Origin of the sequence: Pseudomonas sp. SCA2728.1_7, assembly GCF_018138145.1 — a bacterium.
Taxonomy (GTDB): Bacteria; Pseudomonadota; Gammaproteobacteria; order Pseudomonadales; family Pseudomonadaceae; genus Aquipseudomonas; species Aquipseudomonas koreensis_A.
Map to the genome: position 1 here is coordinate 5,315,988 of NZ_CP073104.1, position 23,986 is coordinate 5,339,973.

The window sequence follows — 23,986 nt, forward strand, 5'->3', positions numbered from 1 at the left end:
ATCTGTCTTCAATCAGGGTGTGAAACGGTGGCGGAAAACCACCGCACAGGCGCGGATCGAAGCAAGTTATGCGCCACTCACTGGGATTTGGCGGTCGGACGGATCGAGTCCCACTCGCTGACGAAGGCGGTTTTCGATTTTTTGTTGTAGAGGCAAAGCTCGGTGCCTTGCTGGCCTTTCATGTGTTTTTGCGGGTATTGGCCTTGCAGCAACACGGCGGTGTAGCCGACGCTGTCGTCGAATTGTGCGGGGGCGTCGACGGGTTTGGCGTTTTTCAGGCCACTGGCTTTGGTGCAACTGGCGAGCACGGTTTTGTCGTAAGCGGCCCAGGCGTCGGGGCTGGAGGCGTGGGCCTGGGAGGCGAGGGCGGTGAGGCAGAGCAGGCTTGCGGTGATGGCTTTCATGGTGGGGCGTCCTTGGTCGTGGGTGGCCAAGGTTTGAGTCTGCCTGAGTGTTAGAAGTTGCCTGTGCCGGCCCTTTCGCGAGCAGGCTCGCTCACACAGTTTGAAATGCATTCCAGGGTGGGAGCGAGCCTGCTCGCGAAGACGGTCTATCAGTCCGGCACCAACTCCCGGCGGACCACATACATTCCGGCACTTTCATACAAGCGCTGCGCCCGCCGGTTGTCTTCCAGCACCTTCAGATCAACAAACCCTTCACGGCGTTGCTGAAACACCTTGAATGCATTGAGCAACAACGCCCGGCCCAATCCGCGGCCCTGCATGCGCGGATGCACCACCAGATTCTTGATATAGGCGCTGGTCCAGCATTGCGCCACACCGACTACGCCTTCGGCATCACGGGCAATCAAACACAGGCTCGGATCATATTCAGGATCGGTTTCGAACTGCCGCTGCCAAGCGTCCAGCGCCGGCACTCGGCCGCCGCCTTCGCGATAACCGAGTTGCATCAAATGATGCACGTCCGCCGCCATTTCGACGGAGTACGTGCGCAGTTCAATGTCTTGTGGCCAAGGTGCATCCGGTGCGTCTTTGCCAAGATCGCGCCGCATCAAAAAACAATACGTCTCGGCCAAGACTCAGTGCCCTTGGGCGGCGACGTGTTTGGCCGCTTCGATCAGGCAGTGGGTCAGTTCCGGCGAGGAGAACTTGGTCAGTACGCCGTTCGCCCCGGCCAAACGCGCTTTCTCGCTGTTCATCGCGCTGTCGAGCGAGGTGTGCAGCAGCACGTACAGATGGGCGAAGTCCGGGGTTTCGCGCAGGGTGCGGGTGAAGGCGTAACCGTCCATCTCGGACATCTCGATGTCGGAGACAATCAGGTTGATCTGCTGAGCCGTGCCTTGCAGGTCGAGCAGGCAGTCGATGGCCTCCTTGGCACTGCGCGCGGTGTGGCATTGCAGGCCGAGATTGCGCAGGGTGTGTACCGATTGCTGCAGCGCCACCTGGCTGTCGTCGACCACCAGAATCCGCGCGTTGCCGAGCACATCAGCGTCTTCCATGCTCAGGTCGGTCGGGGCCATTTCGATCTGTGCCGGGGCGATGCTGTGGATAACCTTTTCGATATCCAGCACCTGCACCAGCGTGCCGTCCACCGAGGTCACGCCAGTGATGTAGGCGCGCGAACCGCCGGAACCGAACGGCGGTGGTTTGATGTCGGTGGTCAGGCAATGAACGATTTTGCTCACCGCCTGCACGTGCAGGCCCTGCTTCGAGCGGCTGACGTCGGTGACGATCAGGCAGCCGCCGTTCGGGTCTTCCAGCGGACGCTCGCCGATGGCGCGGCTGAGGTCGATGACCGACAGCGAGGCGCCGCGCAACGTGGCGATGCCTTTCACGTGCGGGTGCGATTCCGGCAGTTTGGTCAGCGGCGGGCAGGGGATGATTTCACTGACTTTCAGCAGGTTGATCGCCATCAACTTGCCGCTGCGCAAGGTAAACAGCAGAAGCGAAAGTGAGTCTGCGCGGGCTTTGGTGGAGGACATATGAACCTTCTGTGGAAAGGTGGTGGGCGAGGGTGGGAATCGCCAGAAACTATTGATGCCGGGTTATCGGCGTTAAAGGGGTGGGCTTTAGGTTAGTTGTCGGGTGGCGTGGAGATCAAAAGCCAAAGCCCCTCACCCCAGCCCTCTCCCGAAGGGAGAGGGGGCCGACCGAGGTGTCTGGCGTTGTACATCGACCTGAATGACCGAGTCGATTATGGATTCGGTAAAGATCTTTCACGTCGGCGGAATTCTTCAATATCCCCCAATCAGTCCCCTCTCCCTCCGGGAGAGGGCTAGGGTGAGGGTGTGCTTTTAGCTCTTCATGCCTAGTCGTTTGGCCATGCGGCCGAGGTTGGCTCGGTCCAGCCCCAACTCCCGCGCCGCACTCGCCCAGTTGTCCTGATTACGCTCCAGCGCCGCACTGATCAAACGCCGCTGATACTGCTCGGTCGCACTGCGCAAATCTCCAGTGATCAACGGCATCTCAGCCACGACACCGACACCAGCCTCAACCGAGTTATCCACAACCTCGCGCGGCAGATCCAGATCCGCCGCGCTCAAACTGAGAATCTTCGGCCGTACCTTGCAATTGCCCAGCGCCTTCAACGCACTGCGCCCGATCAAGTGCTCCAGCTCACGCACGTTGCCCGGCCAAGTGTAGGCGAGCAGTGCTTCCTGGGCGTCGCTGTTCAGGCGCAGGCTGTTGAGGCCCATTCGCGAGCGGTTCTGTTCGAGGAAGAAACCGCTGAGCAGCAACACATCGCGGCCGCGATCACGCAGCGCCGGCACGCGCAGCGGGTAGACGCTTAGGCGATGATAGAAGTCGGCACGATAACGGCCGCTGCGCACTTCTTCGGCGAGGTCGCGGTTGGTCGCGGCAATCAGGCGCACATCGACCTGATGCTCCTTGTCCGAGCCCAAACGCTGCAACTGACCGCTCTGCAAAACGCGCAATAATTTCGCCTGCACAGTGAGCGACAACTCACCGACTTCATCGAGAAACAACGTGCCGCCATTGGCCAGTTCGAACTTGCCGCGACGGTCGCTGGTGGCGCCGGTGAAGGCGCCGCGCACGTGGCCGAACAGTTCACTTTCGACCAGCGTATCCGGCAGCGCGGCGCAGTTGAGGCTGATGATCGGTTTATCGGCGCGGGGAGAGGCGGCATGGATCGCTTGGGCGACCAGTTCTTTGCCGACGCCGGTTTCGCCGGTGATCAACACGGTCAGATCACTGCCGCCGACCAGATTGATTTCCTCCACCAGTTTCTTCAGCGCCTTGCTCTGGCCGATCATCTCGCGGTTCTGTTGGCCGCTGGCCTGGCGATAGACCTCGGCGCGCTGGTGCTCGTCCTCCGCGCGATTGGCCAAGCGCTGGATGCGTTCGGCGGCGTTGACCGTGGCCGAGGCGAGGCTGGCGAAAGCTTGCAGGGCGTCCAGTTCGATCGGTTCGAAACGCTCGGGGTCGAGGGCGTCGAGGGTGATCAGGCCCCAGAGTTTTTCATCGACAAACAAAGGACAACCGAGGCAATCGTGAACCTCCAGATGCTCGTCGAGGCCGTCGACCAAACCGTCATAAGGATCGGGCAAGTCGCTATCGGCGGCGAATCGCGTGGGTCCGGCACCGCTGAGGAGTATTTCAAAACGCGGATGTTCGCTGACCTTGAAGCGCCGGCCGAGGGTGTCGGTGCTCAAACCGTCCACCGCCAGCGGCACCAGCGCTTCGCCGTCGAGGCGCAACAACGCTGCAGCGTCGCAGGGCAGCAAGGCGCGCATGGCTTCAAGTAAACGTCGATAACGCTCGCCCTCGGGCAATTCGCGGGACAGGTCGGAGACGAGTGGCAGCAGGGCGGTGAGCAGGGATTTGGCGGTCATGGTCTTGTAGTCAAAGAGACAATATGTAGTCGGGATGACTATAAAGGTCTTTGAGTCTTTATGACTACGATATTTACAAGCTATTGATTTACATCGATAAATAAGTTGGCACGGAACCTGATAACCCTAAGGCAACTTTTCAAGAAAGCTCAGGAGTCATTCTTATGCTTAGCGTCCAGGATCGTGCCATCGTAAAATCCACCGTGCCTCTGCTGGAAAGCGGCGGTGAAGCACTGATAACGCACTTCTACCGCATGATGCTCTCTGAATACCCGGAAGTTCGGCCTCTGTTCAACCAGGCGCACCAGGCCAGCGGTGACCAGCCTCGCGCCTTGGCTAACGGCGTGTTGATGTATGCGCGGCACATCGATCAGCTCGACCAGTTGGGCGATCTGGTGGCGAAGATCATCAACAAGCACGTGGCCCTGCAGATCCTCCCGGAACACTACCCGATTGTCGGTGCCTGTCTGCTGCGGGCGATTTCCGAAGTGCTTGGCGAAGAAATCGCCACGCCAGAAGTGATGAGCGCCTGGGGCGCAGCTTACGGCCAACTGGCGGACATTCTGATCGGCGCCGAAACGGCGATCTACGACCAGAAAGAACAAGCCGTTGGCGGCTGGCGCGGGGCGCGTGAGTTCATCGTTGCGGCCAAAGTCGAGGAGAGCGCGGAGATCGTTTCGTTCTACTTCGAACCAGCAGACAAAGGCCCGATCCTCGCGGCCGAGCCGGGTCAGTACATCGGCATGAAGCTGATCCTCGATGGTGAAGAAATCCGCCGCAACTACTCGCTGTCGGCACTGGCGAACAACGGTCAGTACCGCATCAGCGTCAAGCGCGAACCGGGTGGTCGGGCGTCCAACCACTTGCACGATCAATTGCAGGTCGGCGCGAGCATTCAGTTGTTTCCGCCATCGGGTGAGTTCACCTTGACTGCAAGCGACAAGCCATTGGTGCTGATCAGTGGTGGGGTGGGTATCACGCCGACTCTGGCGATGCTTGAAGCGGCGCTGGAAACCGAGCGGCCGGTGCACTTTATTCACTGCGCGCGCAACGGCAGCGTGCATGCGTTTCGTGACTGGATTGATGATTTGGCGGCGCGTCATCCGCAACTCAAGCGTTTTTACTGCTATGCCGAAGATGACGGTGTCAGCCCGGCGGCGGACAAGGTCGGGATGCTGGATCAGGCACTGCTTGGCGAGTGGTTGCCGCAGGAGCGTGATGTCGACGCCTACTTCCTTGGACCGAAGGGGTTCATGGGTGCGATCAAGCGTCATCTGAAGGCGCTGGGTGTGCCGGAGAAGCAGAGTCGTTATGAGTTCTTCGGACCGGCTTCGGCTCTGGAATAATCCTTAACACTGAGTCGCCTTCATCGCGAGCAGGCTCACTCCTACAGGGGCTGTGGCGTACATGAGAATGGTGTACGACGCAGATCCCTTGTAGGAGTGAGCCTGCTCGCGATGGCCGTTACACGATTCAGATTCTTGAAAAGTGTTTAAAGGTTAATCGTTTCTTAACCGCTTTATCGTTTATTCCCCCGGTGTAAACTTGCGACAACCTTCAGCCGCAAGCCAGCTGAACCATGGACATATAAGGGAAACGCGATGAGCGAGGAAACGATTCGGTTGGGCCGTGAGCGGCGCTTTCTGGTGCTGCTGGGCATCATCTGCCTGGCACTGATCGGCGGTGCGCTGTACATGCAGATCGTGCTCGGCGAAGCACCGTGCCCACTGTGCATTTTGCAGCGCTATGCGTTGCTGCTGATCGCGCTGTTTGCGTTCATCGGCGCAGCGATGCGCAGCCGTCGCAGCATCACCGTGTTCGAAGTGCTGGTGGTCATTTGTGCGATTGCCGGGGCGGCTGTGGCCGGGCATCACGTGTACACCCAGTTCTATCCGGCGGTGAGTTGCGGCATCGATGTGCTGCAGCCGATTGTCGATGATCTGCCGCTGGCGAAGATCTTCCCGCTGGGCTTCCAGGTCGACGGTTTCTGCTCGACGCCGTACCCGCCAATCCTCGGTCTGTCGCTGGCACAGTGGGCGCTGGTAGCGTTCGTGCTGGTGGTGATCCTGGTGCCGCTGCTGACCTCGCGTAATCGAAAAGCACTGCGCTGAGTCAACTATTCGGCTGTCTGGCCGATACAGAAAACGCCTCGATTTGCGTATCAGCATATCGGGGCGTTTTGCATTTCAGAGTGTTTGTGAAAACACCGTGACGGACGGCAAGGGAGGGTGTGGCGAGTGTGCGACATGTTGTCACACGCGCCGTGTCGCAGGGCTCTTGAGTGACGCGGAATCGGCCGTTGTTACAAAAAAGGATTGGTCTGTTTCGGGGTTTTTCGGCTTTAGCACGTGAGTGCCATAGCAGGCAGTTTTAACAAGCGCTGGCATATGGCCAAAAGCCTTGGGTTATCGGGCTTTGCGCTGTTCGAACCTTCGGAAAAAGCCTTCAGAGCTGTCTGAACTGACGCGGGTACACCTACAATTTTTGGTGTTTTTGTTGAGAAATGTTTTCGATAACATGCGGAACTTTTGCAAAAATGGCGATGGATTGTTGCTCGAATCGATAAAAATTATTTCGGGATAAGACATGGTGTATAGGGCGCTACCTATCTACAATCGCCCGCACTGAATTCCCGGCACTGTTCAGCCTTTATTAAGGAACGCTTTTTATTAAGGCGCTGCGCAGAAAGTCGGGTGTCGAGTGAGTCGCAAGGCTTCCAAGACACCCAGGTGTCGGTGCCTTCCAACTTTCCGCACCAAATGGAATTGGTCTGTAACAAGGCCTTTGACCACGAATTCGAATAAGAACTGACCGCTGTCCCAGGTTTTGTCGAGCGTCTGACGCGCGACGGGCGGCCCTTATTCAATCCAAAGAAAATGCCAACCCTTGGCAGGGTGAAGTGTTGGCGATCAAAACCCAACTGCATTGCGCAAGCTGCTTTAGAGGTCGTGAGATGAGTAAAAACAGGTACCCCAGATTACTAGGCCTAGTGCCGCTGCTCGGCACGTTGTTGCTGGGAGGCTGCAACATGACCTTGCTCAATCCAACGGGCCAGGTTGGCCTGGAACAGCGAAACCTGATCATCACCGCGACCCTGCTGATGCTGTTGGTCGTCGTGCCGGTTATCGTCATGACCTTCCTGTTCGCCTGGAAGTACCGCGCGTCGAACAAGAACGCCGTCTACACCCCGAAATGGTCGCACTCGACCAAAATCGAAGTGGCAGTCTGGACCATCCCGGTCCTGATCATCATTGCCTTGGGTTACATCACCTACATTTCGACCCACGAACTGGACCCGTATCGTCCGATCCAGTCCGACGTCAAGCCTGTGACCATCGAAGTGGTCGCGCTGGACTGGAAGTGGCTGTTCATCTACCCGGAACAAGGCATTGCCACGGTCAACAAGATCGTGTTCCCGGCGCACACGCCAATCAACTTCAAGATCACCTCTGACGCTGTGATGAACTCGTTCTTCATCCCGGGTCTGGGCGGCCAGATCTACGCGATGGCGGGCATGCAGACCAAGCTGCACCTGATCGCTGACCGTAACGCTGAAATGGACGGTATCTCCGCCAACTACAGCGGCGCGGGTTTCACCGGTATGAAATTCAAGGCTATCTCCACCACTCAGGAAGATTTCGACGCCTGGGTAAGTGAAGTCAAGAAGTCACCTAAACAGCTTGATCAAGCTGAATACGCGGCCCTTGCCAAACCGAGCCAGAACAACCCAGTCGAGCTCTACTCCTCGGTCACGCCGAACCAGTTCCAGATCATCGTCGACAAGTACGAAGGTATGAAGCCGGGCAAGCCGCTGAAGCACGAGAAGAAAGAGAAAGAAGTGGCGGCCACGGAAATTGACTCGAGTTCGCATTCAGCTGCCGGGGCAGAGGAGTAAACGATGTTTGGTAAATTAAGTTGGGAAGCAGTCCCATTCCACGAGCCGATCGTGATGGTGACCATCGCCATGATCGCCCTCGGTGGTCTGGCGCTGTTCGCTGCAATCACCTACTTCAAGAAGTGGACCTACTTGTGGACCGAGTGGTTGACCTCGGTCGACCACAAGAAAATCGGCGTGATGTACATCATCGTCGCCATGGTCATGCTGCTGCGCGGTTTTGCCGACGCCATCATGATGCGTACCCAGTTGGCCATGGCCACCGAGGGTTCGCCTGGCTACCTGCCACCTGAACACTATGACCAGATCTTCACCGCTCACGGTGTGATCATGATCATCTTCATGGCGATGCCATTCTTCACCGGCCTGATGAACCTTGCAGTGCCGCTGCAGATCGGCGCGCGTGACGTTGCGTTCCCGTTCCTGAACTCCCTGAGCTTCTGGCTGCTGGTATCCGGCGTAGTGCTGATCAACCTGTCCCTGGGCGTCGGCGAATTCGCCAAGACCGGTTGGGTTGCCTATCCACCATTGTCGGGTCTGCAATACAGCCCTGGCGTGGGTATGGACTACTACATCTGGGCGCTACAGCTATCCGGGTTAGGTACGACGTTAACGGGGGTTAACTTCCTCGCGACCGTACTGAAAATGCGTACCCCTGGCATGAAACTGATGGACATGCCGATCTTCACCTGGACCTGCACCTGGGCAAACGTTCTGATCGTGGCTTCGTTCCCGATCCTGACCGCTACCCTGGCACTGCTGACCCTTGACCGTTACATGGATTTCCACATTTTCACCAATGAACTTGGTGGCAATCCAATGATGTACGTCAACCTGTTCTGGGCGTGGGGCCACCCTGAGGTTTACATCCTGATCCTGCCGGCATTCGGCATCTTCTCGGAAGTGATCTCGGCGTTCACCGGCAAGAAACTGTTCGGCCACCACTCGATGATCTACGCTTCGGGCGCGATCTCGGTACTGGGCTTCATGGTTTGGCTGCACCACTTCTTCACCATGGGTTCGGGTGCCAGCGTCAACGCCTTCTTCGGTCTGGCGACGATGCTGATTTCCATCCCGACGGGTGTGAAACTATTCAACTGGCTGTTCACCATCTACCAGGGCCGTCTGCGCTTCACCAGCCAGGTTCTGTGGACTCTGGGCTTCATGGTGACTTTCGCCATCGGCGGCATGACCGGCGTACTGCTGGCCATCCCGGGTGCTGACTTCGTTCTGCACAACAGCCTGTTCGTGATCGCGCACTTCCACAACGTGATCATCGGCGGTGCGGTATTCGGTTACATCGCTGGTTTCGCGTTCTACTTCCCGAAAGCGTTCGGCTTCAAGCTGCACGAAGGCTGGGGTAAAGCAGCGTTCTGGTTCTGGATCTCGGGCTTCTTCGTCGCGTTCATGCCGCTCTATGCACTGGGCTTCATGGGCATGACCCGTCGTCTGAACGCCACCACCAACCCTGAGTGGGTACCGTACCTGTACGTTGCCATGTTCGGTGCGGTGATGATCGCTGTCGGTATCGCCTGCCAGCTGATCCAGCTCTATGTGAGCGTGCGTGACCGTAACAAGCCAGAGAACGTTTGCGATCACGGTGACCCGTGGAATGCACACACTCTGGAATGGTCGACCTCGTCGCCACCGCCGTTCTACAACTTTGCCGTGCTGCCTAAGGCTGACTGCATCGACCCGTTCACCGAAGCCAAGGAAAACGGTACTGCGTACCAGCGTCCGGCCAAGTACGAGCCGATCCACATGCCGAACAACACCGCCACTGGCGTGGTGATGGGCGCACTGTTGACCGTCTTCGGTTTCGCGATGATCTGGCACATCTGGTGGTTGGCGATCGCCAGCCTGGCCGGCACCATCATCTACTTCGTGATCCACGCTGCACGTGACGACCAGGGCTATATGGTTCCGGTTGAAACGATCGAGCGTATCGAAGCCGAGCAGCACAAGCGTCTGGTTGCGGCAGGGAAAATCCCGGCCGGTGCCACCCGTGTTGAAACCTCGTTGGAACAGGCTTAAACCATGTCGAACTTAGTGACCAATGTTGGACACGCCCATGGTGACCATGGGCACGATGACCATCACCACGACTCGGGCGAGATGACCGTATACGGTTTCTGGCTCTACCTGATGACCGACTGCATTCTGTTTGCGTCGATCTTCGCGGTGTACGCAGTACTGGTAAACAACGTAGCCGGTGGCCCAGCGGGCCACGACATCTTCGAACTGCCATACGTGCTGGGCGAAACCGCTCTGCTGTTGTTCAGTTCGATCACCTACGGCTTCGCCATGCTGGCGTTGTTCAAAGGCAAGAAGCAGCAGGTTCTGGGTTGGTTGTTCATGACCTTCCTGCTCGGCGCAGGCTTTATCGCCATGGAGATCAACGAGTTCCACCTGCTGATCTCCGAGGGCTTCGGTCCTAGCCGTTCGGGCTTCCTGTCCGCGTTCTTCACCCTGGTCGGTACCCACGGTCTGCACGTATCTGCGGGTCTGATCTGGATGGGCATCATGATGTACCAGGTCAACAAGCACGGCCTGACGGCGACCAACAAGACCCGTCTGAGCTGCCTGAGCCTGTTCTGGCACTTCCTGGACGTGGTGTGGATCTGCGTATTCACCGTTGTTTACCTGATGGGGACTCTGTAATGGCTAATGCACACTCCCATGACAGCCATGATGCTGGCCACGGCAGCGTAAAGTCGTACGCCATTGGCTTCATCCTGTCGGTGATCCTGACCGTCATCCCGTTCGGTCTGGTGATGTACCCGAGCCTGCCGAAGGCCACCACGCTGGCAATCGTTCTGCTGTTCGCAGTGATCCAGGTGATCGTTCACCTGTATTACTTCCTGCACCTGGACCGTTCCATTGCTCAGCGTAACAACGTGATTGCATTCGTCTTTACGGCGATCGTGATCGTGCTGCTGGTTGGCCTGTCGTTGTGGATCATGTTCAGCATCCACACCTACATGATGGCGAAGTGAGGTAAGACCCGATGTCGCTCAAGCACTTTATCCAAATCACCAAACCGGGGATCATTTTCGGTAACGTGCTTTCTGTGGCAGGCGGGTTTTTCCTGGCCTCGAAAGGGCATGTGGATCTGGCGGTGTTTCTGGCTGCCATGATCGGTACATCCCTGGTTGTTGCCTCCGGTTGCGTGTTCAACAACTGCATCGACCGCGACATCGACCTGAAGATGGAACGCACCAAGAACCGGGTGCTGGTGCAGGGCTTGATCTCCCTGAAACTGGCCCTGGTCTACGCGACCATCCTTGGTGTTCTCGGCGTTGCGTTGTTGTACAAGGTGGCCAACCCGTTGGCCGCTTTGTTCGCGGTGATCGGCTTCATCATCTACGTCGGCTTCTACAGCCTGTACCTCAAGCGCAAGTCGGTTCACGGCACGCTGGTGGGCAGTCTGTCGGGCGCCATGCCGCCAGTGATCGGTTACGTCGCCGTAACCAACAGCTTCGACATGGCCGCGCTGACGTTGCTGGTGATGTTCAGCCTGTGGCAGATGCCGCATTCCTACGCCATCGCGATCTTCCGCTTCAACGATTACCTGGCCGCATCGATTCCGGTGCTGCCAGTGAAGCGCGGGATTCAAGTGGCCAAGAAGCACATCCTGCTCTACATCCTGGCGTTCCTCGTAGCGACCTTGATGCTGACCTTCAGCGGTTACGCCGGCATGAGCTACCTCGCCGTCGCCGCAGCCATGGGCATGTACTGGTTGTACATGGCCTGGACCGGCTACAAAGCGGTGGATGATACGGTCTGGGCACGCAAGCTGTTCGTGTTCTCGATCTTCACCATCACTGCGTTGAGCGTCATGATGTCCCTGGACTTCAAGGTGCCGGCAGAGTTGCTGCTGACGTACGCGCCGTAAGGCTCAAAGGCTTGAAGAAAAACCCCGCACATTGAGAGATGTGCGGGGTTTTTTGTTTATCTGGAGCCGGATTTGTTGATAGTCTGTCTGTAGGCGATTTGCCTATAGTTTGCACATGCGAACCGTATTCTTTGAAACAACGATATTTACCACAAGCGTTGGTCAGTACCTGACAGACGATGAGTACCGAGAACTGCAGGCTTATATGCAGGGCAATCCGTTGGCAGGCGATGTGATGCCCCGAACGGGTGGATTCAGAAAACTACGTTGGGCTGATGCTCGACGTGGCAAGGGCCGACGAGGCGGCTTGCGGGTCATCTATTATTGGCTTATGAATGATGGTCAGTTCTGGATGTTTGCAATTTACGACAAAGATGAGCTTGAGAATCTGACTGCCGAGCAAGAAAAGGCGCTCAAAAAAGCCATAGATAAAGAGTTGAAAACACGAGGTACCCCATGAAAAAACGCGACCTGTTTGCAGAGTTGATGCAGGGCGTTGATGAGATGGCGGCTCAACGCGAAGGAAAAATTACCCTGCGCAATACAGTGCTTGAGGACAAACCAGTCCCGGAAGTCGGAGCCCAAGAAATCGTGGCTTTGAGAGAAAAGTTACATATGTCTCAAGCCGTCTTTGCCAAGCGAATCAGGGCGAGTCCCAGCACTCTGAGAAACTGGGAGCAGGAAAAGTCAAAGCCAAATGCTCAAGCTGCTTTGTTGATCCGTTTGGTTGAAAAATTCCCTGACATGGTTGATCGCCTGAGCGCCGTTTAACGACAAAGTCATTTAAATTTAAAGCCCCATTACTTCGAAAGAGGTGTGGGGCTTTTGTTTTCCGTGACTGCGGGTTGCGGCGCAGTAACAAACCCCCTAGATTTGGATCCAACCATGACAGTGATAGCTCCTTGCCATTTGCGGTTGCCCATCTGTCTTAACCTGCGGTTCTTCATGCACTGATCATAAGGCTGGGCGAAATGACTGAGAGGATGACCTGCGACGAGCGTTTTATTGCCCTGGCCCAAGAGCTGAACTACGACATTTATGGTGAGAACACCGCCGGCGGCAATTACGCGCCGCTGATCCGTCATCATGATGAGCTGTACATCAGCGGTATGGTGCCGCGCACTAACGGCAAGATTCAGTATCCGGGTCGCGTCGGACTGGAGCTGACCCTCAAGGATGCGCAAGCCGCCGCGAGCATCAGTGCGATGCGTTGCCTGGCGCTGATCGTCGATGCGGTGGGTTCGCTGGACAAGATCAAGGCGTTGTTGCGGGTGACAGTGTATGTGAAGTCGACGCCGGACTTCGTTGACCTGAGCGAAGTCGCCAACGGTGCGTCGGACGTGTTCAGTCATGTGCTCGGCGATGCCGGCCGGCACACGCGCACCACAGTCGGTGTGTATCAGTTGCCGAAGAATGCGGCGATTGAGGTCGACATGATTGTGGCGTTGCATCTTTCGGCTTGAGGTGGTTTGGCGGCTTGCCCTCACCCTAACCCTCTCCCGGAGGGAGAGGGGACCGACCGAGGTGTCTTGCGCTATACATCGACCTGAGAGATTGAGGCGATTGTGGATTCGGCGCAGCACTTTCATTTCGGTGCATCTCTTGAATATCTCCCGATCGGCTCCCTCTCCCTCTCCCTCGGGAGAGGGCTGGGGTGAGGGGCTGGGATTTACGCCATTCCGCTAATCCCAAGCCGAAAACCAAAAAGCCCCGCCTGAATCTCAGCGCGGGGCTTTTTCGTACAGTGGCTGCGCTATTACTGCGCGGCGATGCTGTAACCATCAAACGCAGTCTGCTGTTGCAGTGCGGTGATGATGTTCTTGCGGTTCACTGCCTGTTCGGTACCCGCGTTGTCGACGAAGACTTCGCTTTCCAGCTCCGCCTCTTCGCCTTCACCGACGAAGGTGAAACCGAGGAATTCCAGCGCTGCACGGTCAACGTTCAGGCGCGAGCGTGGCGTGCGCAGTGGCAAGGTCACGCTGATGCCGTCCTTGCTGATGGTGAAGATTTCGACTTCTTTCTTCTTCGCAGCCTTGCTCTTGCCGCCGCTCGGATTGCTGATCGCCTGATGGGTCTGGTTCAGCACTTTCAGCGCGAGGCCGTAAACGATTTCCTGGAACGCCGGATCATCCTTGAAGCTGGACAGGATGCGGCCGATCGAGAACTTGCTGCTGAGGTCTTCAAGGGCGGCGAGGTCCGCCGCTTCAGCGTCTTTCAGCGCCTTGAGTTCGCCCATCAGCTCGTAGGCCTTGTCGTCATCGAAGCTATCGTGAGCCTGACGGATCGCCGCGCGCAGCTCGCGGATCTGGTCGCTTTCGCGGGTCGACTGGAACGCGTCCAGGACCATCTCGCTGATGATTTTGGCTTGTGGCAGGTGTTGTGAAAGATTGATGGAGTTTTCGTATTCCGCTTTGGACGATTCGGTGACTACGGATTCAGCGGTGTTGAAATCGGACATTGAAATTTCACTACTTTTTAACTTGAGTGGAGATGAGAAAACCGAGGGCTTTTTCAGGCCGACTAATTTAGGGGAGCGCGGCGGCGTTGTCACGGAGCAACGGGCCGGCGGTCTCAACTATTTGCCCTGGCTGTGCAAATTCATTGAACGCATCATCCATTGTTCGGTGCTTTGCTGATCTGTTGATAGCGATAAGCGGAATGTCGCGCCACGCCCGCTCATGCCCAGTAACTGTATATCGCGCCCGTGTAATTGCAGGGTACGGTGCACGATACGCAGCCCCTCAGGAAAAACCGGTGTTGGTGAAAAGCGGTTCCTGAATCATTGGGCGCCCAATGGCGGACGTTGAGCCTGAAGGGTGCGCAGCAAACGGTAATATTTCAGTGAGCGAGCGCTAATCAGACCACTGATAAAGCCTGATGCTGCGGCTTTGAACAGCAACATATCCGGGGCGGCAGCGCGCTCTGGGTGCGCGTCATCCTGATAACCGAAGTAGTAGTTCACTGCAAAAAAAAGCAGGAGCAGAATCAGCGCTTTCCAAGTGCCCGGCACGATCAACCCGGTTTCCGGATCATCAAGATTTATCCCCTTGTTGGGGAAAATCAGCGATGCCGACAGAGCGCCCAGTAACAAAGCAATGAGCCAGCCGCTGAGGCTCAAGCCTGGATCAACCGTCAGGTTCAACGACAACAGCGACCAGCCCAACAACACCAGCGGGGTCGACAGCAGGGAAAACCGGCTTTCATGTTGGGGTTTGCGGGCCTTGAGGCCGAAATACAGCAGAACCAGAAAAACCACATAAACCCACAAGGGAGTATTTTGAAGAGTGACGAGCATCGCGCAGCGTCCATGCTGGAAAGAGAAGCTGATCATAGCGGTTGCCAGAGCGCCCGCCCGTTATTTCAATCGCGGTCGCTCCATGGCAATCACCGACGTCTCAAAACCCAGGCGGGCAAAAAAGGCTTCGGCGCCTTCTCGTCCTGCACGCAGTACCCAGGTGATATCGGGGTTATCGCCCATGACATGCTCAACCAGTCTGCGGCCAATGCCTGTGCGTCGATACTCGCCATCGACCACGACCATCGACAGGTAACCGTTGGACAAGCCATCGGTTATGCCCCGGGCAAAGCCAACGATCTGCGCGCCGAGCAGGGCAATCGCCGTGCGTTGCGAGTGTTCGATGAGTTGCGCGAAATGTTCGCTGGAACCGGTACGGTGCCCCCAGCCATGTTGGCCGAGGAACAGCCGTACCGACTCCACTTCGTCAGATAGCAGGTCGCGTACGGTCAGGTTGTTATTCATCTTCGCTTCGACTCCTAGTCAGTAATTCTTCGAGACAATGTCCAGGTCGCTCGTTTTCAGGATCTGCCCCATGTCTGCATCGCGAATTCGACGAAGCGGCGCAGCTTCGGCAAACGATAGCGATCCGGAGCATAAAGCAAATGCAGGGGGCGGCTTGGAGGTTGATAGTCGGGAACGACGGTCACCAGTTTGCCGTCGCGCAGATCCTGTTCCACCAGTGCATCGGGCAGCATCACGATGCCCATGCCGGTGCGTGCGGCCTGGTGCAAACCCGCGGAAGTGTTCATCAGCATCGGCCCGCTGACGTCGACGAGAATTTCCCCGTCCGGGCCGCTGAGGCGCCAGCGTTTTTCCACCGATTGCCAATCGTCGCCGGCAGGGTAGGCGAACGACAGGCAGTCGTGTTGTTGCAAATCTTCAGGGGTTTGCGGCATGCCGCGTCGGGCCACGTATTGCGGGGAGGCGCAGACGGTCAGTGTGTAATCGATCAGAGGGCGGGCGATCAGATTCGACTCGTCGAAATGCCCCAGCCGAAACGCCACGTCCAGACCACTTTCCAGCAAGTCTGGACGGCTGTTGGTCAGCACCACGTCCATTTTGACCTGTGGATATTGCAGGGAAAACTCGCTGAGCGCTGGCGCCAGGCGTTCTACGCCAAAAGTCAGTGGCGCGGTAATGCGCAGCAGGCCACGCGGCTCATCGAGTGCTTGTTCCGCCAAGCGTTCGGAGTCGGCCACCAGTCCCAAGACATCCAGACAACGCTGGTAGTAGACGCTGCCAAATTCAGTCAGCCGCTGTCGCCGTGTCGTGCGTTGTAGCAATTGCACTCCGAGCCGCTGTTCCAGCGCACGCAGGTGATTGCCGACCATGGTCGTCGACATATCGCACTGCAACGCGGCCGCCGTCATGCTCCCGGCTTCGACGACTTTGACGTACACGCTCATCGACTGGAACAGGTCCATTATCAAGCCCTGCTTTTAAATGAATGAAGTTTTGCCGAGTTTATCCAGTTTAGCTGGCTAACCATACTGCCAGCACACCGACCTGCACTGGAGTTTGAAGTCATGACCGCCGCCCTGATGAACACCTACCAACCACTGGCCTTGAGCTTCACCAAGGGCCTGGGCACTCGCCTGTGGGATCAGGCCGGCCGCGAGTATCTGGATGCGGTGGCCGGTGTCGCGGTGACCAATGTCGGCCACTCGCACCCGCGGATTGTTTCGGCGATCAGCGAGCAGGCCGGGTTGTTGCTGCACACATCGAATCTGTACAGCATCGATTGGCAGCAACAATTGGCTAAACGGCTGACCGAACTGTCGGGGATGGAGCGTGCGTTCTTCAATAACTCGGGTGCCGAGGCCAATGAAACGGCGCTGAAGCTGGCGCGTTTGTACGGCTGGCGCAAGGGTATCGAACAGCCGCTGGTGGTGGTCATGGCCAACGCGTTCCATGGCCGCACACTCGGTACCTTGTCGGCCAGTGATGGTCCGGCGGTGCGCTTGGGTTTCAACGAATTGCCGGGGGATTTCCTCAAAGTGCCGTTCGGTGATCTCGCGGCGCTCGAGCAGGCGCAGAAAAAGCACGGCGAGCGCATCGTGGCGATTCTGGTCGAGCCGATTCAGGGTGAAAGTGGCGTGCAACTGGCGCCGCCCGATTATCTGAAGGGTCTGCGTGATTTGTGCGATCGCCATGCGTGGCTACTGATGCTCGATGAAATCCAGACCGGCATCGGCCGCACCGGGCGTTGGTTCGCGTTTCAACATGAAGGCATCGTCCCGGATGTCATGACCCTGGCAAAAGGGCTGGGCAACGGCGTGCCAATCGGCGCGTGTCTGGCCCGGGGCAGGGCGGCGGATCTGTTTACGCCCGGCAGCCATGGCAGCACCTTCGGCGGCAATCCGCTGGCGTGTCGGGTCGGTTGCACGGTGCTGGATATCATCGAAGAACAGGGCCTGCTGGAAAACGCCCGGATTCAGGGGGAACGGCTATTAACTCGCCTACGCGCAGAGCTGGCGGACAATCCCAATGTGCTGGCGATTCGCGGGCAGGGCTTGATGATCGGGATCGAGCTGAAACAACCGGTGCGTGATCTGACCCTGATCGCCGCGCGGGATCATGGACTGTTGATCAACGTCACGCGTGGCAAGACGATACGGCTGCTGCCACCGTTGACGATTGATGAGCGGGAGGTGGAGATGATTGTCAGAGGTGTGGGGCATACCATCAGTAGTGATATTTGCAGCTAATAACGCAAATCTCACCACCTTCAATGCTGTAGACCAAACGATGCTCACCCGATACTCGTCTGGACCAAAAGCCGCTCATGTTGTGTTTGAGCGGCTCAGGTTTGCCGATACCTTCAAACGGTTCGCGCTGGATTGCTTTGATCAACAGATTGATACGTTTGAGTCCGGCCTTATCGTTCTGTTGAAACCACAAATAGTCTTCCCAACCTGATGGCGTGAACTCGATTTTCATTCTTCGATCAATTGCCTCACTTTGGCTTTGCCGGCACGCATTTCGCCAATCGATTTGATCAACCGCTCGGCATTGGCGGGAGAGCGCAGTAGGTAGGCTGTTTCTTCGAGTGCGTTGTACTCAGCCAGAGACATCATCACGACGGGCTCACCTTTTTGGCGTGTGACCAGAAGGGGAGCACGGTCCTCGTTAACGCGGTCCATTGTTTCGGCCAAATGCGCACGGGCGGTGGTGTAGTTGATGGTTTGCATGAAGTAGTCCTCGCTATTAGCAAAGAACGTACAGAAATGAGTACATGATGACAAGGTGATACCTATCAGTGGTTGTTTCGCAGAAGGCTTGCTGCGAGCACGTTCAGTATCACTTAAGAGCGCTGGAGACGTTTCTGAGAAGGCTGTAATCCTTGTCCACTGCCTCGGGCAGCGAGAAACCGCCGCGTTGTCGGCATTCGGCATTCCCGGTGTAGGAAAAAACTATGGCTAGTCCGGATAATCCGCCAGATCCGGCGCCAGCATCCGTGTCTTCGCCTTGCCATTCGAATTGTGCTGAATGATCTCGCGCGGCTGCCCCTGCTCATTGAAAAACACCTGACCGATCCCCGCCGAGTTCCATAGGCGTTCGCCAGCCTCAGCATGTTCCGGCGTGTACGGCACGATGCGCATGCGTCGGCGTTTGGTGAACCAGTTCAGCGGGGAGCGTGGCGAGTAGAGCCAGCGGTTGAGGCGGTCGAACCATTCCAGTAGGCTTTTCGGAAACTCGTTCTTGATCCCGCTGCTGGTGATCTGCCAGATTCGCGGCCCGGCCTTGCGGTGTCGGATAAGTACTTCGTAGACGAAGGAATAATGCACATCGCCCGACAGCACCACGTAGTTACCCGGTGTGCGCGAGTGGCGGAAAATATTCAGGATCACCTGGGCAGCACCGCGATGGGCCATCCAGTTTTCCGCGTCGACCAGCAGCGGGTAACCGCACCAACTGAAGACCTTTTGCACCGTTTCAATCAGCTTCACGCCGAAGATCGGCGCCGGAGAAACGATGATCGCTGACGGATGGTCAAGCAGCTCCTGTTGCAGTTCGCTCAGCGCCTCCCAATCGAGCAGGCCCGAGGGTTGCTTGAGCGCCATCTCACTGCGCCAGCGTCGTGTGCGCGTGTCGATGACCACCAGCGCCGGGCTGGTTGGCAGGACGAAATGCCAATGCTGAAAGCGCAGCAGGTCATCGATCAGATCATCCTGCACCGGGCTGTCGAGGTACTGATCATCACCGCTGGCGCTAAGGCTCAGGGTTTTCCCCAGCACATCCTTGAACGCATCGGGATTATTGCCCCAGCCCTGACACAACATGTAGGCGATCAGCGCGTTGCCGATAATGCGTTTGGAGAATGGATGGCCGTAGGCCGTTTCCTCCCATTGCGCAGACAGATTCCAGTCATCGGTGATGTCGTGGTCGTCGAAAATCATCAGGCTCGGCAGATGCGCCAGCGCGCGGGCGACCTTGCCTAATCCAGTCTTGAAGGCATCGATGCGAGTCTGTTCGAGGGTGTAGCGCTTGAGGCGTTCGGGCGTTAACTCGGGTGCTTGCGGATTGATCAGCGACCAGGCGGTCGGCGACCACACCAGCAAGTACATCGCCATGACTTCGGCGAACGTCACCAAGTGATTGTCAGCACTGCTGCTGGTGAAAATCGGCTTACGTGCCCCGCCGAAAAATCGCTCGCGCAATGTCTCGTTGCTCTCCAGTGCCGGTAACAAATCCGCACGGTGGTAGTAACTGGCCGGATGTTCGTAGAGCTTGGCGCTGTCGCTGACGACGGCGCCTTCGAGGTGTTCGTCGAACAGGCCGAGACGTTCGATCAAGGCATGAATCGCCCGCAACATCGGGCCGGCCACGTCGTCGGCGTAGACCTGATCACCGCTCATCATCAACAGGGCGGGGCGTTGTTGTGGATCGGTTTCCGTTGCCAATAATTGGTCGACGCAAAGCAAACCATCCGTCGCCGGGTGATGCGGCTTGCGGCAAGAGCCGTGCAGCAGTTGATCGATCCGCGAGCGCAGGACGAAGTTCGGACTGGTTGCATCGCCGTACAGCAAATGCGCCGCCCAGTCGGCGATGCCGGATGTGCTATCGATCAGCAGGTCATAGTCGATCCGCGTATCGCAGGGCAGGGCGCTGTCGAGAGAAACATCGATGAGATGAACAAACGCCTGACGACCTACGGGAATGACTGTGCATTTCTCCGCGTCGAGAGGAATGTCTCCTACACCTTGCAGGCGCAATGTCAGCGCCAGATGGCGCGTACCGATCAACCACAGCACCAACCGCTTCGGCTCCAGCCTGCGCAGCAGTGGGCCGGCCAACACGGCAGGCAACGAAGAGGGATCAGCGAGGTGTCGGGACATCGGAGGGCGAAGCTCAAGGCGCACAGGCCGGCGATGATAGCGCAGCCGGCGCCTTGAACCCTTAAATCAGCCTTAAGAGTCGGCTTTTTGCAGTTTCAGCGCCAACAAACGCCATTGCGCAGGCATCGCGTCAACTCGCGGCTGCTCTTGCACGGAGCAATCGAAACGGTAGGTGACATCGTCGCCGTTCATGTTGCGCGCGGTGACGGTGTTGTTGAAGGAGTAGACCTGATCCTTGAAGCGGTGGCTGACCAGCGCCTTGCTGTCAGCAAACCGTGCCGAAGCGGGAAAGCGCAACGTGCTGGTTACAAACGGGCTGCACATGACATACGCAATCATCGACTTGTCGGCCAGTGCGTCGCCACGCAATTTCTTGTTCAGCGCTGCCAGGGCCATGCGACCGTCATAGTCGCTTTGATCCAGCACGGTCTGTAGCCCGATTGATTTCGGCGCCCGGACGGCGTAGTTCGGCAACAGTGCGGAGTCGGCGGGAGAGGGCTTGTCGTCCGGCTCGATGGCAGCAAAAACCGGCGCATCCTTCAGATCGGCCGCGGGTGTGACCGCCTCGGCTTCAGGCAATAGAGATGTCGGCTCGGTGACTTGCGTGTTTTCAGCCTGTGCCGGTTCGTAGTCATGCGACGAAGGAAACAACGACAACGTGATCGACAGCACCACCATCGCCACAATGAAGCCGCCCGCTGCGCCAACGATATTGCCGTAGAAAATATTCCAGCTGCCACGGTTCTTGACCACCCAGCGCCACATGAACCCCCAAACCGCAACAATCGCCAGAAAACGCAGAAACTCCATTTGATCCTTTCCTTAAACCTTCAAAACCCTGAAATCAACGCACGCCCACAGTGAACGCTGACGATGGGCGGCAAGATAACAAAACACACGTGTAATACCAGTGACGAGAGCGCTACTCAGTGAAAGTTGATCGCGAAAAACACCAACGTCGTCACACCAGCAGCCAGCCCACAGATACCGGCGAACAGTTGCCGGGCCAACGGATGCTCGGGCTGAGGCCGCCGGACTAGCCACATCCAGACGCCCGCCAGTACGCCGAACGTGGTGATTATTTGCAACACGCTACTGGCCAGGTTCTCCGGCGAAGGAGACACGTGCGCCGGGAAAAGGCCCGAACAGACCACTGAAAAAATCATCGCTACGATAAAGCCGCTGGCAGCACCCGCCAGGTTGGCGAGGATCAGGTTCCAGGCACCACGGGTCTGCACGACCCAAGCCCAAACGGCTGCCCAGACGAAAAAGTACAACACGGCCATCAAGGTGTTTCTCCCTCTGAAAACTGACTCCATCGAGGCGTTGGCGACCTCGTTACTGGCAGTGGACGGCAAGATAGCAAAATAGTAGCGTCGCGCCACCGCTCTATCTCAGTAACGGACTACCTATGCCAGTCAGTACCCAATCCTTGCGCCTGCTCTGCGCGATCACACTCGCCGCTGCAATGACCCCAGCATTCGCCGCCGTGCAAGAGCATCCGGAAAACAGCTGGAAGTATTACGCCGGCAACTGCCAACGAGTGCTGGAGAAAATGGCCGACGTGCAGAGCGGTCGCACCACCGCCTACGACGTGATGTTTGCCCTGGAAAGCAACCTGCAGACCATGAATGAACAGCGCTCGAACCTGACACCCAATCACCTCGGCTCCCGGGAATTTGCGCAATGCGAAAACGTAGCGGGTCAGGCTGAAGCGATGATCGCCCAAGGCAAAGCCGAGTTCGCCGCGAAAATGCAAGGTGCTGCGGAGGAAGGCCGCATCGCCCACCAGAACTCCCCCGCCTATCAACGCGCCCGCGCTCTCGGCTACAGCGACGTCGGCGACATATCCTTCCTCAAACTGCACGAAGACACCGACGGCGAAGCACGCCTGAAAACCATGCTGATCACCGTCGACGAAATCTGCGGCCAATACTTCCGCGCCACGCAATACGTGAAGCCGTATGTGATCTATACGGTCAGGCCTTCGGATGGCGGTTGCGGTGAGGTAAAGCGCGTGGCGATCATGGGCGGCCGAGCGGTGGAGAAGGGCGATTACATTGATGAGAAGGGCGAGTTTCAGTATCTGGGCTGGAAAAAGCTTGTTGGCGCCGACGGGTTCCCAACCGATATCCGCGTGTTGAAAGCCCGTCGTTGAACCAAAGAAATACCGGGATGTTTTCTTGAATATGAGGATGGACAGATGATCGACTTCAACAACAAAGGCTTCTTCAAACTCAAGCAGAACGATGAATACGCCGAACGCGTAAGCGCGCTGTTGCTCGACGGCGAGGAAGTGATCGACTCTTACAAGGCCATGCGTGACGGCGTGGTGTTTACCAACAAACGCATCATCGCGGTCAACGTTCAGGGGATTACCGGCAGCAAGAAGGATTTCACATCCTTGCCGTACAAGAACATCGTCGCCTACTCGGTGGAAACCTCGGGCACCTTCGATCTGGACTCGGAGCTGGAGATTTACTTCTCGTCACTGGGGAAAGTGAAGTTCGAATTCACCGGGAAGACTTCGATGGTGGAGATTTCCAAGTACATTTCCAAGCATCTGCTGTAACGGCTCAGCCCATTACAAGATGTCTTTCAAATAACCCTTGAGCGCGAGGAGCGGCTGATCCAGTTGCTCCAGCGAACGCGCCTCGCTGAAATCAGCGGACAACTTGTGCAACTCCCGCCCCAGTGGTTTCTCGACACCGCCCAAGGCGTCCATCGCCAAGCCCAGGCATTCGTTCATCTTGAACTGAATGGTCTCGACATCCCCGCGCCGCAACAGCAGTTCGAAAATGTCTTTCTGGTAATCACCCATGACCATGTCGTCCCGTAGAATCGGGCTCAGGCCTTCTTCCTCGTAAGCGAGCTTGAGGGAGAAAAGGGCGACTGTTTCCAGTGACGTTTCCATGGGGTGCCTTTAGCGACGTCCGTCAGTGTGAGAGTTGATGACTGGAGGCAGCCACCGTTAGGTGCAAGATGCGCTGGGCTGCCTTCAGAGTGGCGGGATTATACGGAGCGGGATCAACAAGTGCAGCCCAAAGGCGAGGCCGGGCACACTGAAGCCGATCAATAATCTTCACGGGATTGAGCGGCATTTCCATCGGAGGCCGGTGAGTATTATGGTGAGCATTCACACACTCGACGTTAACTGTTGAACACGAATGGAGTGACGACCATGGAATACGACGACAAACTGATGGAAGACGCCGTGCTTGCCCTGTTGGCAGCACTCAGTTCCGACGACGGCAATGCCTGGAAAGGATTCGATTTCGAGATCATGAACCGATTGCATGAGCAGGGTTTCATCAGTAACCCGGTGAACAGGAACAAGTCGGTTTGGTTGACGGAGGAGGGGCTGGAGCGGGGGCGGGCGATAGCGGCGCGGTTGTTTGGGGGAAATGCTCAGGCTGAGCCTGCAACTGACTCCGACACCTGAGTCCATTTCATTCCGTGTGCGCCCCGTGCTGTGGTAAGCGTTCCGCATGGCGCGAGTACTTTCCGGCAGACAAAAAAAGGCATTGCTAAGCAAGACCTTTCCTAGTTTTGGTGCCCGAGGGAGACTCGATATCTCCATATTATTCAAGGCTTGCAGGGGATCTATCGCGTAAGGGATACATGTAGGGATACAAGAATAAGTCGCCTTGAAAACGATTTTACTACCAAAACGAAGCATAGAGACCAACTCTGATCGCCAATGATCTCCCATTGGCAAAGGTCGCATGCTACGTGGGTACTGAGA

28 protein-coding genes and 1 pseudogene are annotated in these 23,986 nt (G+C 57.1%); 14 read left to right on the forward strand and 15 right to left on the reverse strand.

Annotated features, from left to right (window positions below):
* Window positions 1-77: 77 nt before the first annotated feature.
* From KBP52_RS23875 to norR, 4 genes are all read right to left on the reverse strand, one after another.
* Window positions 78-404, reverse strand: a complete 327-nt coding sequence (locus tag KBP52_RS23875) for a hypothetical protein (RefSeq protein WP_212621085.1) — start codon at window positions 402-404, stop codon at window positions 78-80.
* Window positions 405-553: 149 nt separating this feature from the next.
* Window positions 554-1,012, reverse strand: a complete 459-nt coding sequence (locus KBP52_RS23880) for a GNAT family N-acetyltransferase (protein WP_077574464.1) — start codon at window positions 1,010-1,012, stop codon at window positions 554-556.
* 27 nt (window positions 1,013-1,039) lie between these two features.
* A complete protein-coding gene (locus KBP52_RS23885) occupies window positions 1,040-1,942 on the reverse strand; it encodes a chemotaxis protein (protein WP_034156080.1) in 903 nt (300 codons plus the stop codon).
* A gap of 312 nt (window positions 1,943-2,254) precedes the next feature.
* Window positions 2,255-3,814 carry a nitric oxide reductase transcriptional regulator NorR gene (norR, locus tag KBP52_RS23890; RefSeq protein WP_137218400.1) on the reverse strand — a complete coding sequence of 520 codons (1,560 nt, stop codon included), beginning with the start codon at window positions 3,812-3,814 and terminating at the stop codon, window positions 2,255-2,257.
* A gap of 164 nt (window positions 3,815-3,978) precedes the next feature.
* Between norR and hmpA the strand changes: the two genes are divergently transcribed.
* From hmpA to KBP52_RS23940, 10 genes are all read left to right on the forward strand, one after another.
* Window positions 3,979-5,160 (forward strand): NO-inducible flavohemoprotein, encoded by a 1,182-nt coding sequence (gene hmpA, locus KBP52_RS23895; protein ID WP_212621086.1) that lies wholly within the window; start codon window positions 3,979-3,981, stop codon window positions 5,158-5,160.
* A 255-nt stretch (window positions 5,161-5,415) separates the two neighbouring features.
* Window positions 5,416-5,925 (forward strand): disulfide bond formation protein B, encoded by a 510-nt coding sequence (locus tag KBP52_RS23900; RefSeq protein ID WP_077574461.1) that lies wholly within the window; start codon window positions 5,416-5,418, stop codon window positions 5,923-5,925.
* 842 nt (window positions 5,926-6,767) lie between these two features.
* Window positions 6,768-7,709 (forward strand): ubiquinol oxidase subunit II, encoded by a 942-nt coding sequence (gene cyoA / locus KBP52_RS23905; protein ID WP_007916947.1) that lies wholly within the window; start codon window positions 6,768-6,770, stop codon window positions 7,707-7,709.
* A 3-nt stretch (window positions 7,710-7,712) separates the two neighbouring features.
* Entirely contained in the window at window positions 7,713-9,743 is a 2,031-nt protein-coding gene (cyoB, locus tag KBP52_RS23910; RefSeq protein WP_077574460.1) for a cytochrome o ubiquinol oxidase subunit I, read from the forward strand.
* Window positions 9,744-9,746: 3 nt separating this feature from the next.
* Complete coding sequence (gene cyoC, locus KBP52_RS23915) at window positions 9,747-10,370, forward strand: cytochrome o ubiquinol oxidase subunit III (protein ID WP_016985612.1); 624 nt, start codon at window positions 9,747-9,749, stop codon at window positions 10,368-10,370.
* Entirely contained in the window at window positions 10,370-10,705 is a 336-nt protein-coding gene (cyoD, locus tag KBP52_RS23920; protein WP_007916940.1) for a cytochrome o ubiquinol oxidase subunit IV, read from the forward strand. Before cyoC ends, cyoD begins: the two co-directional genes overlap by 1 nt.
* Before the next feature lie 11 nt (window positions 10,706-10,716).
* A complete protein-coding gene (gene cyoE / locus KBP52_RS23925) occupies window positions 10,717-11,604 on the forward strand; it encodes a heme o synthase (protein WP_007916939.1) in 888 nt (295 codons plus the stop codon).
* 115 nt (window positions 11,605-11,719) lie between these two features.
* Complete coding sequence (locus KBP52_RS23930) at window positions 11,720-12,064, forward strand: toxin (protein ID WP_127929688.1); 345 nt, start codon at window positions 11,720-11,722, stop codon at window positions 12,062-12,064.
* Window positions 12,061-12,375, forward strand: coding sequence for a helix-turn-helix domain-containing protein (locus tag KBP52_RS23935; RefSeq protein ID WP_127929687.1), 315 nt, complete (start codon window positions 12,061-12,063; stop codon window positions 12,373-12,375). Before KBP52_RS23930 ends, KBP52_RS23935 begins: the two co-directional genes overlap by 4 nt.
* 200 nt (window positions 12,376-12,575) lie before the next feature.
* Complete coding sequence (locus KBP52_RS23940) at window positions 12,576-13,067, forward strand: RidA family protein (RefSeq protein WP_212621087.1); 492 nt, start codon at window positions 12,576-12,578, stop codon at window positions 13,065-13,067.
* 293 nt (window positions 13,068-13,360) lie between these two features.
* Here KBP52_RS23940 and KBP52_RS23945 read toward each other — a convergent pair whose 3' ends face one another.
* From KBP52_RS23945 to KBP52_RS23960, 5 genes and pseudogenes are all read right to left on the reverse strand, one after another.
* On the reverse strand, window positions 13,361-14,062 hold the full coding sequence (locus KBP52_RS23945) for a hypothetical protein (RefSeq protein WP_007949995.1): 702 nt from the start codon (window positions 14,060-14,062) through the stop codon (window positions 13,361-13,363).
* A gap of 117 nt (window positions 14,063-14,179) precedes the next feature.
* Window positions 14,180-14,344, reverse strand: a pseudogene (locus KBP52_RS30585) (two-component sensor histidine kinase); the annotation flags it as partial.
* A gap of 39 nt (window positions 14,345-14,383) precedes the next feature.
* Window positions 14,384-14,899, reverse strand: a complete 516-nt coding sequence (locus KBP52_RS23950) for a hypothetical protein (protein ID WP_212621088.1) — start codon at window positions 14,897-14,899, stop codon at window positions 14,384-14,386.
* 60 nt (window positions 14,900-14,959) lie between these two features.
* Window positions 14,960-15,364: a GNAT family N-acetyltransferase gene (locus KBP52_RS23955; protein ID WP_077574458.1), complete on the reverse strand. Its 405-nt coding sequence runs from the start codon at window positions 15,362-15,364 to the stop codon at window positions 14,960-14,962.
* Window positions 15,365-15,420: 56 nt separating this feature from the next.
* Window positions 15,421-16,326 (reverse strand): LysR family transcriptional regulator, encoded by a 906-nt coding sequence (locus KBP52_RS23960; RefSeq protein WP_212621089.1) that lies wholly within the window; start codon window positions 16,324-16,326, stop codon window positions 15,421-15,423.
* Between the two features lie 102 nt (window positions 16,327-16,428).
* Here KBP52_RS23960 and KBP52_RS23965 point away from each other — a divergent pair, with 102 nt between their 5' ends.
* Window positions 16,429-17,610 (forward strand): aspartate aminotransferase family protein, encoded by a 1,182-nt coding sequence (locus tag KBP52_RS23965; RefSeq protein WP_137218394.1) that lies wholly within the window; start codon window positions 16,429-16,431, stop codon window positions 17,608-17,610.
* On the opposite strand, the gene KBP52_RS23970 is transcribed toward KBP52_RS23965, so the two are convergent.
* The 5 genes from KBP52_RS23970 to KBP52_RS23990 form a co-directional block, all read right to left on the reverse strand.
* The gene (locus KBP52_RS23970) at window positions 17,588-17,842 is read right to left on the reverse strand and encodes a Txe/YoeB family addiction module toxin (RefSeq protein ID WP_108226058.1); all 255 of its coding nucleotides are present in this window, start codon (window positions 17,840-17,842) and stop codon (window positions 17,588-17,590) included. The genes KBP52_RS23965 and KBP52_RS23970 overlap by 23 nt on opposite strands.
* A complete protein-coding gene (locus KBP52_RS23975) occupies window positions 17,839-18,093 on the reverse strand; it encodes a type II toxin-antitoxin system prevent-host-death family antitoxin (protein WP_086791676.1) in 255 nt (84 codons plus the stop codon). The genes KBP52_RS23970 and KBP52_RS23975 overlap by 4 nt, the downstream gene beginning before the upstream one ends.
* A 228-nt stretch (window positions 18,094-18,321) precedes the next feature.
* Window positions 18,322-20,241 carry an alkaline phosphatase D family protein gene (locus KBP52_RS23980; protein ID WP_212621090.1) on the reverse strand — a complete coding sequence of 640 codons (1,920 nt, stop codon included), beginning with the start codon at window positions 20,239-20,241 and terminating at the stop codon, window positions 18,322-18,324.
* Window positions 20,242-20,313: 72 nt separating this feature from the next.
* Window positions 20,314-21,051: a hypothetical protein gene (locus KBP52_RS23985; RefSeq protein ID WP_212621091.1), complete on the reverse strand. Its 738-nt coding sequence runs from the start codon at window positions 21,049-21,051 to the stop codon at window positions 20,314-20,316.
* Between the two features lie 116 nt (window positions 21,052-21,167).
* Complete coding sequence (locus tag KBP52_RS23990) at window positions 21,168-21,527, reverse strand: hypothetical protein (RefSeq protein WP_137218391.1); 360 nt, start codon at window positions 21,525-21,527, stop codon at window positions 21,168-21,170.
* Window positions 21,528-21,652: 125 nt separating this feature from the next.
* Here KBP52_RS23990 and KBP52_RS23995 point away from each other — a divergent pair, with 125 nt between their 5' ends.
* Both KBP52_RS23995 and KBP52_RS24000 read left to right on the forward strand, forming a co-directional pair.
* Window positions 21,653-22,399 carry a hypothetical protein gene (locus KBP52_RS23995; protein ID WP_212621092.1) on the forward strand — a complete coding sequence of 249 codons (747 nt, stop codon included), beginning with the start codon at window positions 21,653-21,655 and terminating at the stop codon, window positions 22,397-22,399.
* 45 nt (window positions 22,400-22,444) lie between these two features.
* Window positions 22,445-22,813, forward strand: a complete 369-nt coding sequence (locus KBP52_RS24000; RefSeq protein WP_034156100.1) for a PH domain-containing protein — start codon at window positions 22,445-22,447, stop codon at window positions 22,811-22,813.
* A gap of 12 nt (window positions 22,814-22,825) precedes the next feature.
* Here KBP52_RS24000 and KBP52_RS24005 read toward each other — a convergent pair whose 3' ends face one another.
* Window positions 22,826-23,155 carry a hypothetical protein gene (locus KBP52_RS24005; protein ID WP_212621093.1) on the reverse strand — a complete coding sequence of 110 codons (330 nt, stop codon included), beginning with the start codon at window positions 23,153-23,155 and terminating at the stop codon, window positions 22,826-22,828.
* Between the two features lie 267 nt (window positions 23,156-23,422).
* On the opposite strand from KBP52_RS24005, the gene KBP52_RS24010 reads away from it, so the two are divergent.
* The gene (locus tag KBP52_RS24010; protein ID WP_212621094.1) at window positions 23,423-23,683 is read left to right on the forward strand and encodes a DUF6429 family protein; all 261 of its coding nucleotides are present in this window, start codon (window positions 23,423-23,425) and stop codon (window positions 23,681-23,683) included.
* Window positions 23,684-23,986: the final 303 nt, after the last annotated feature.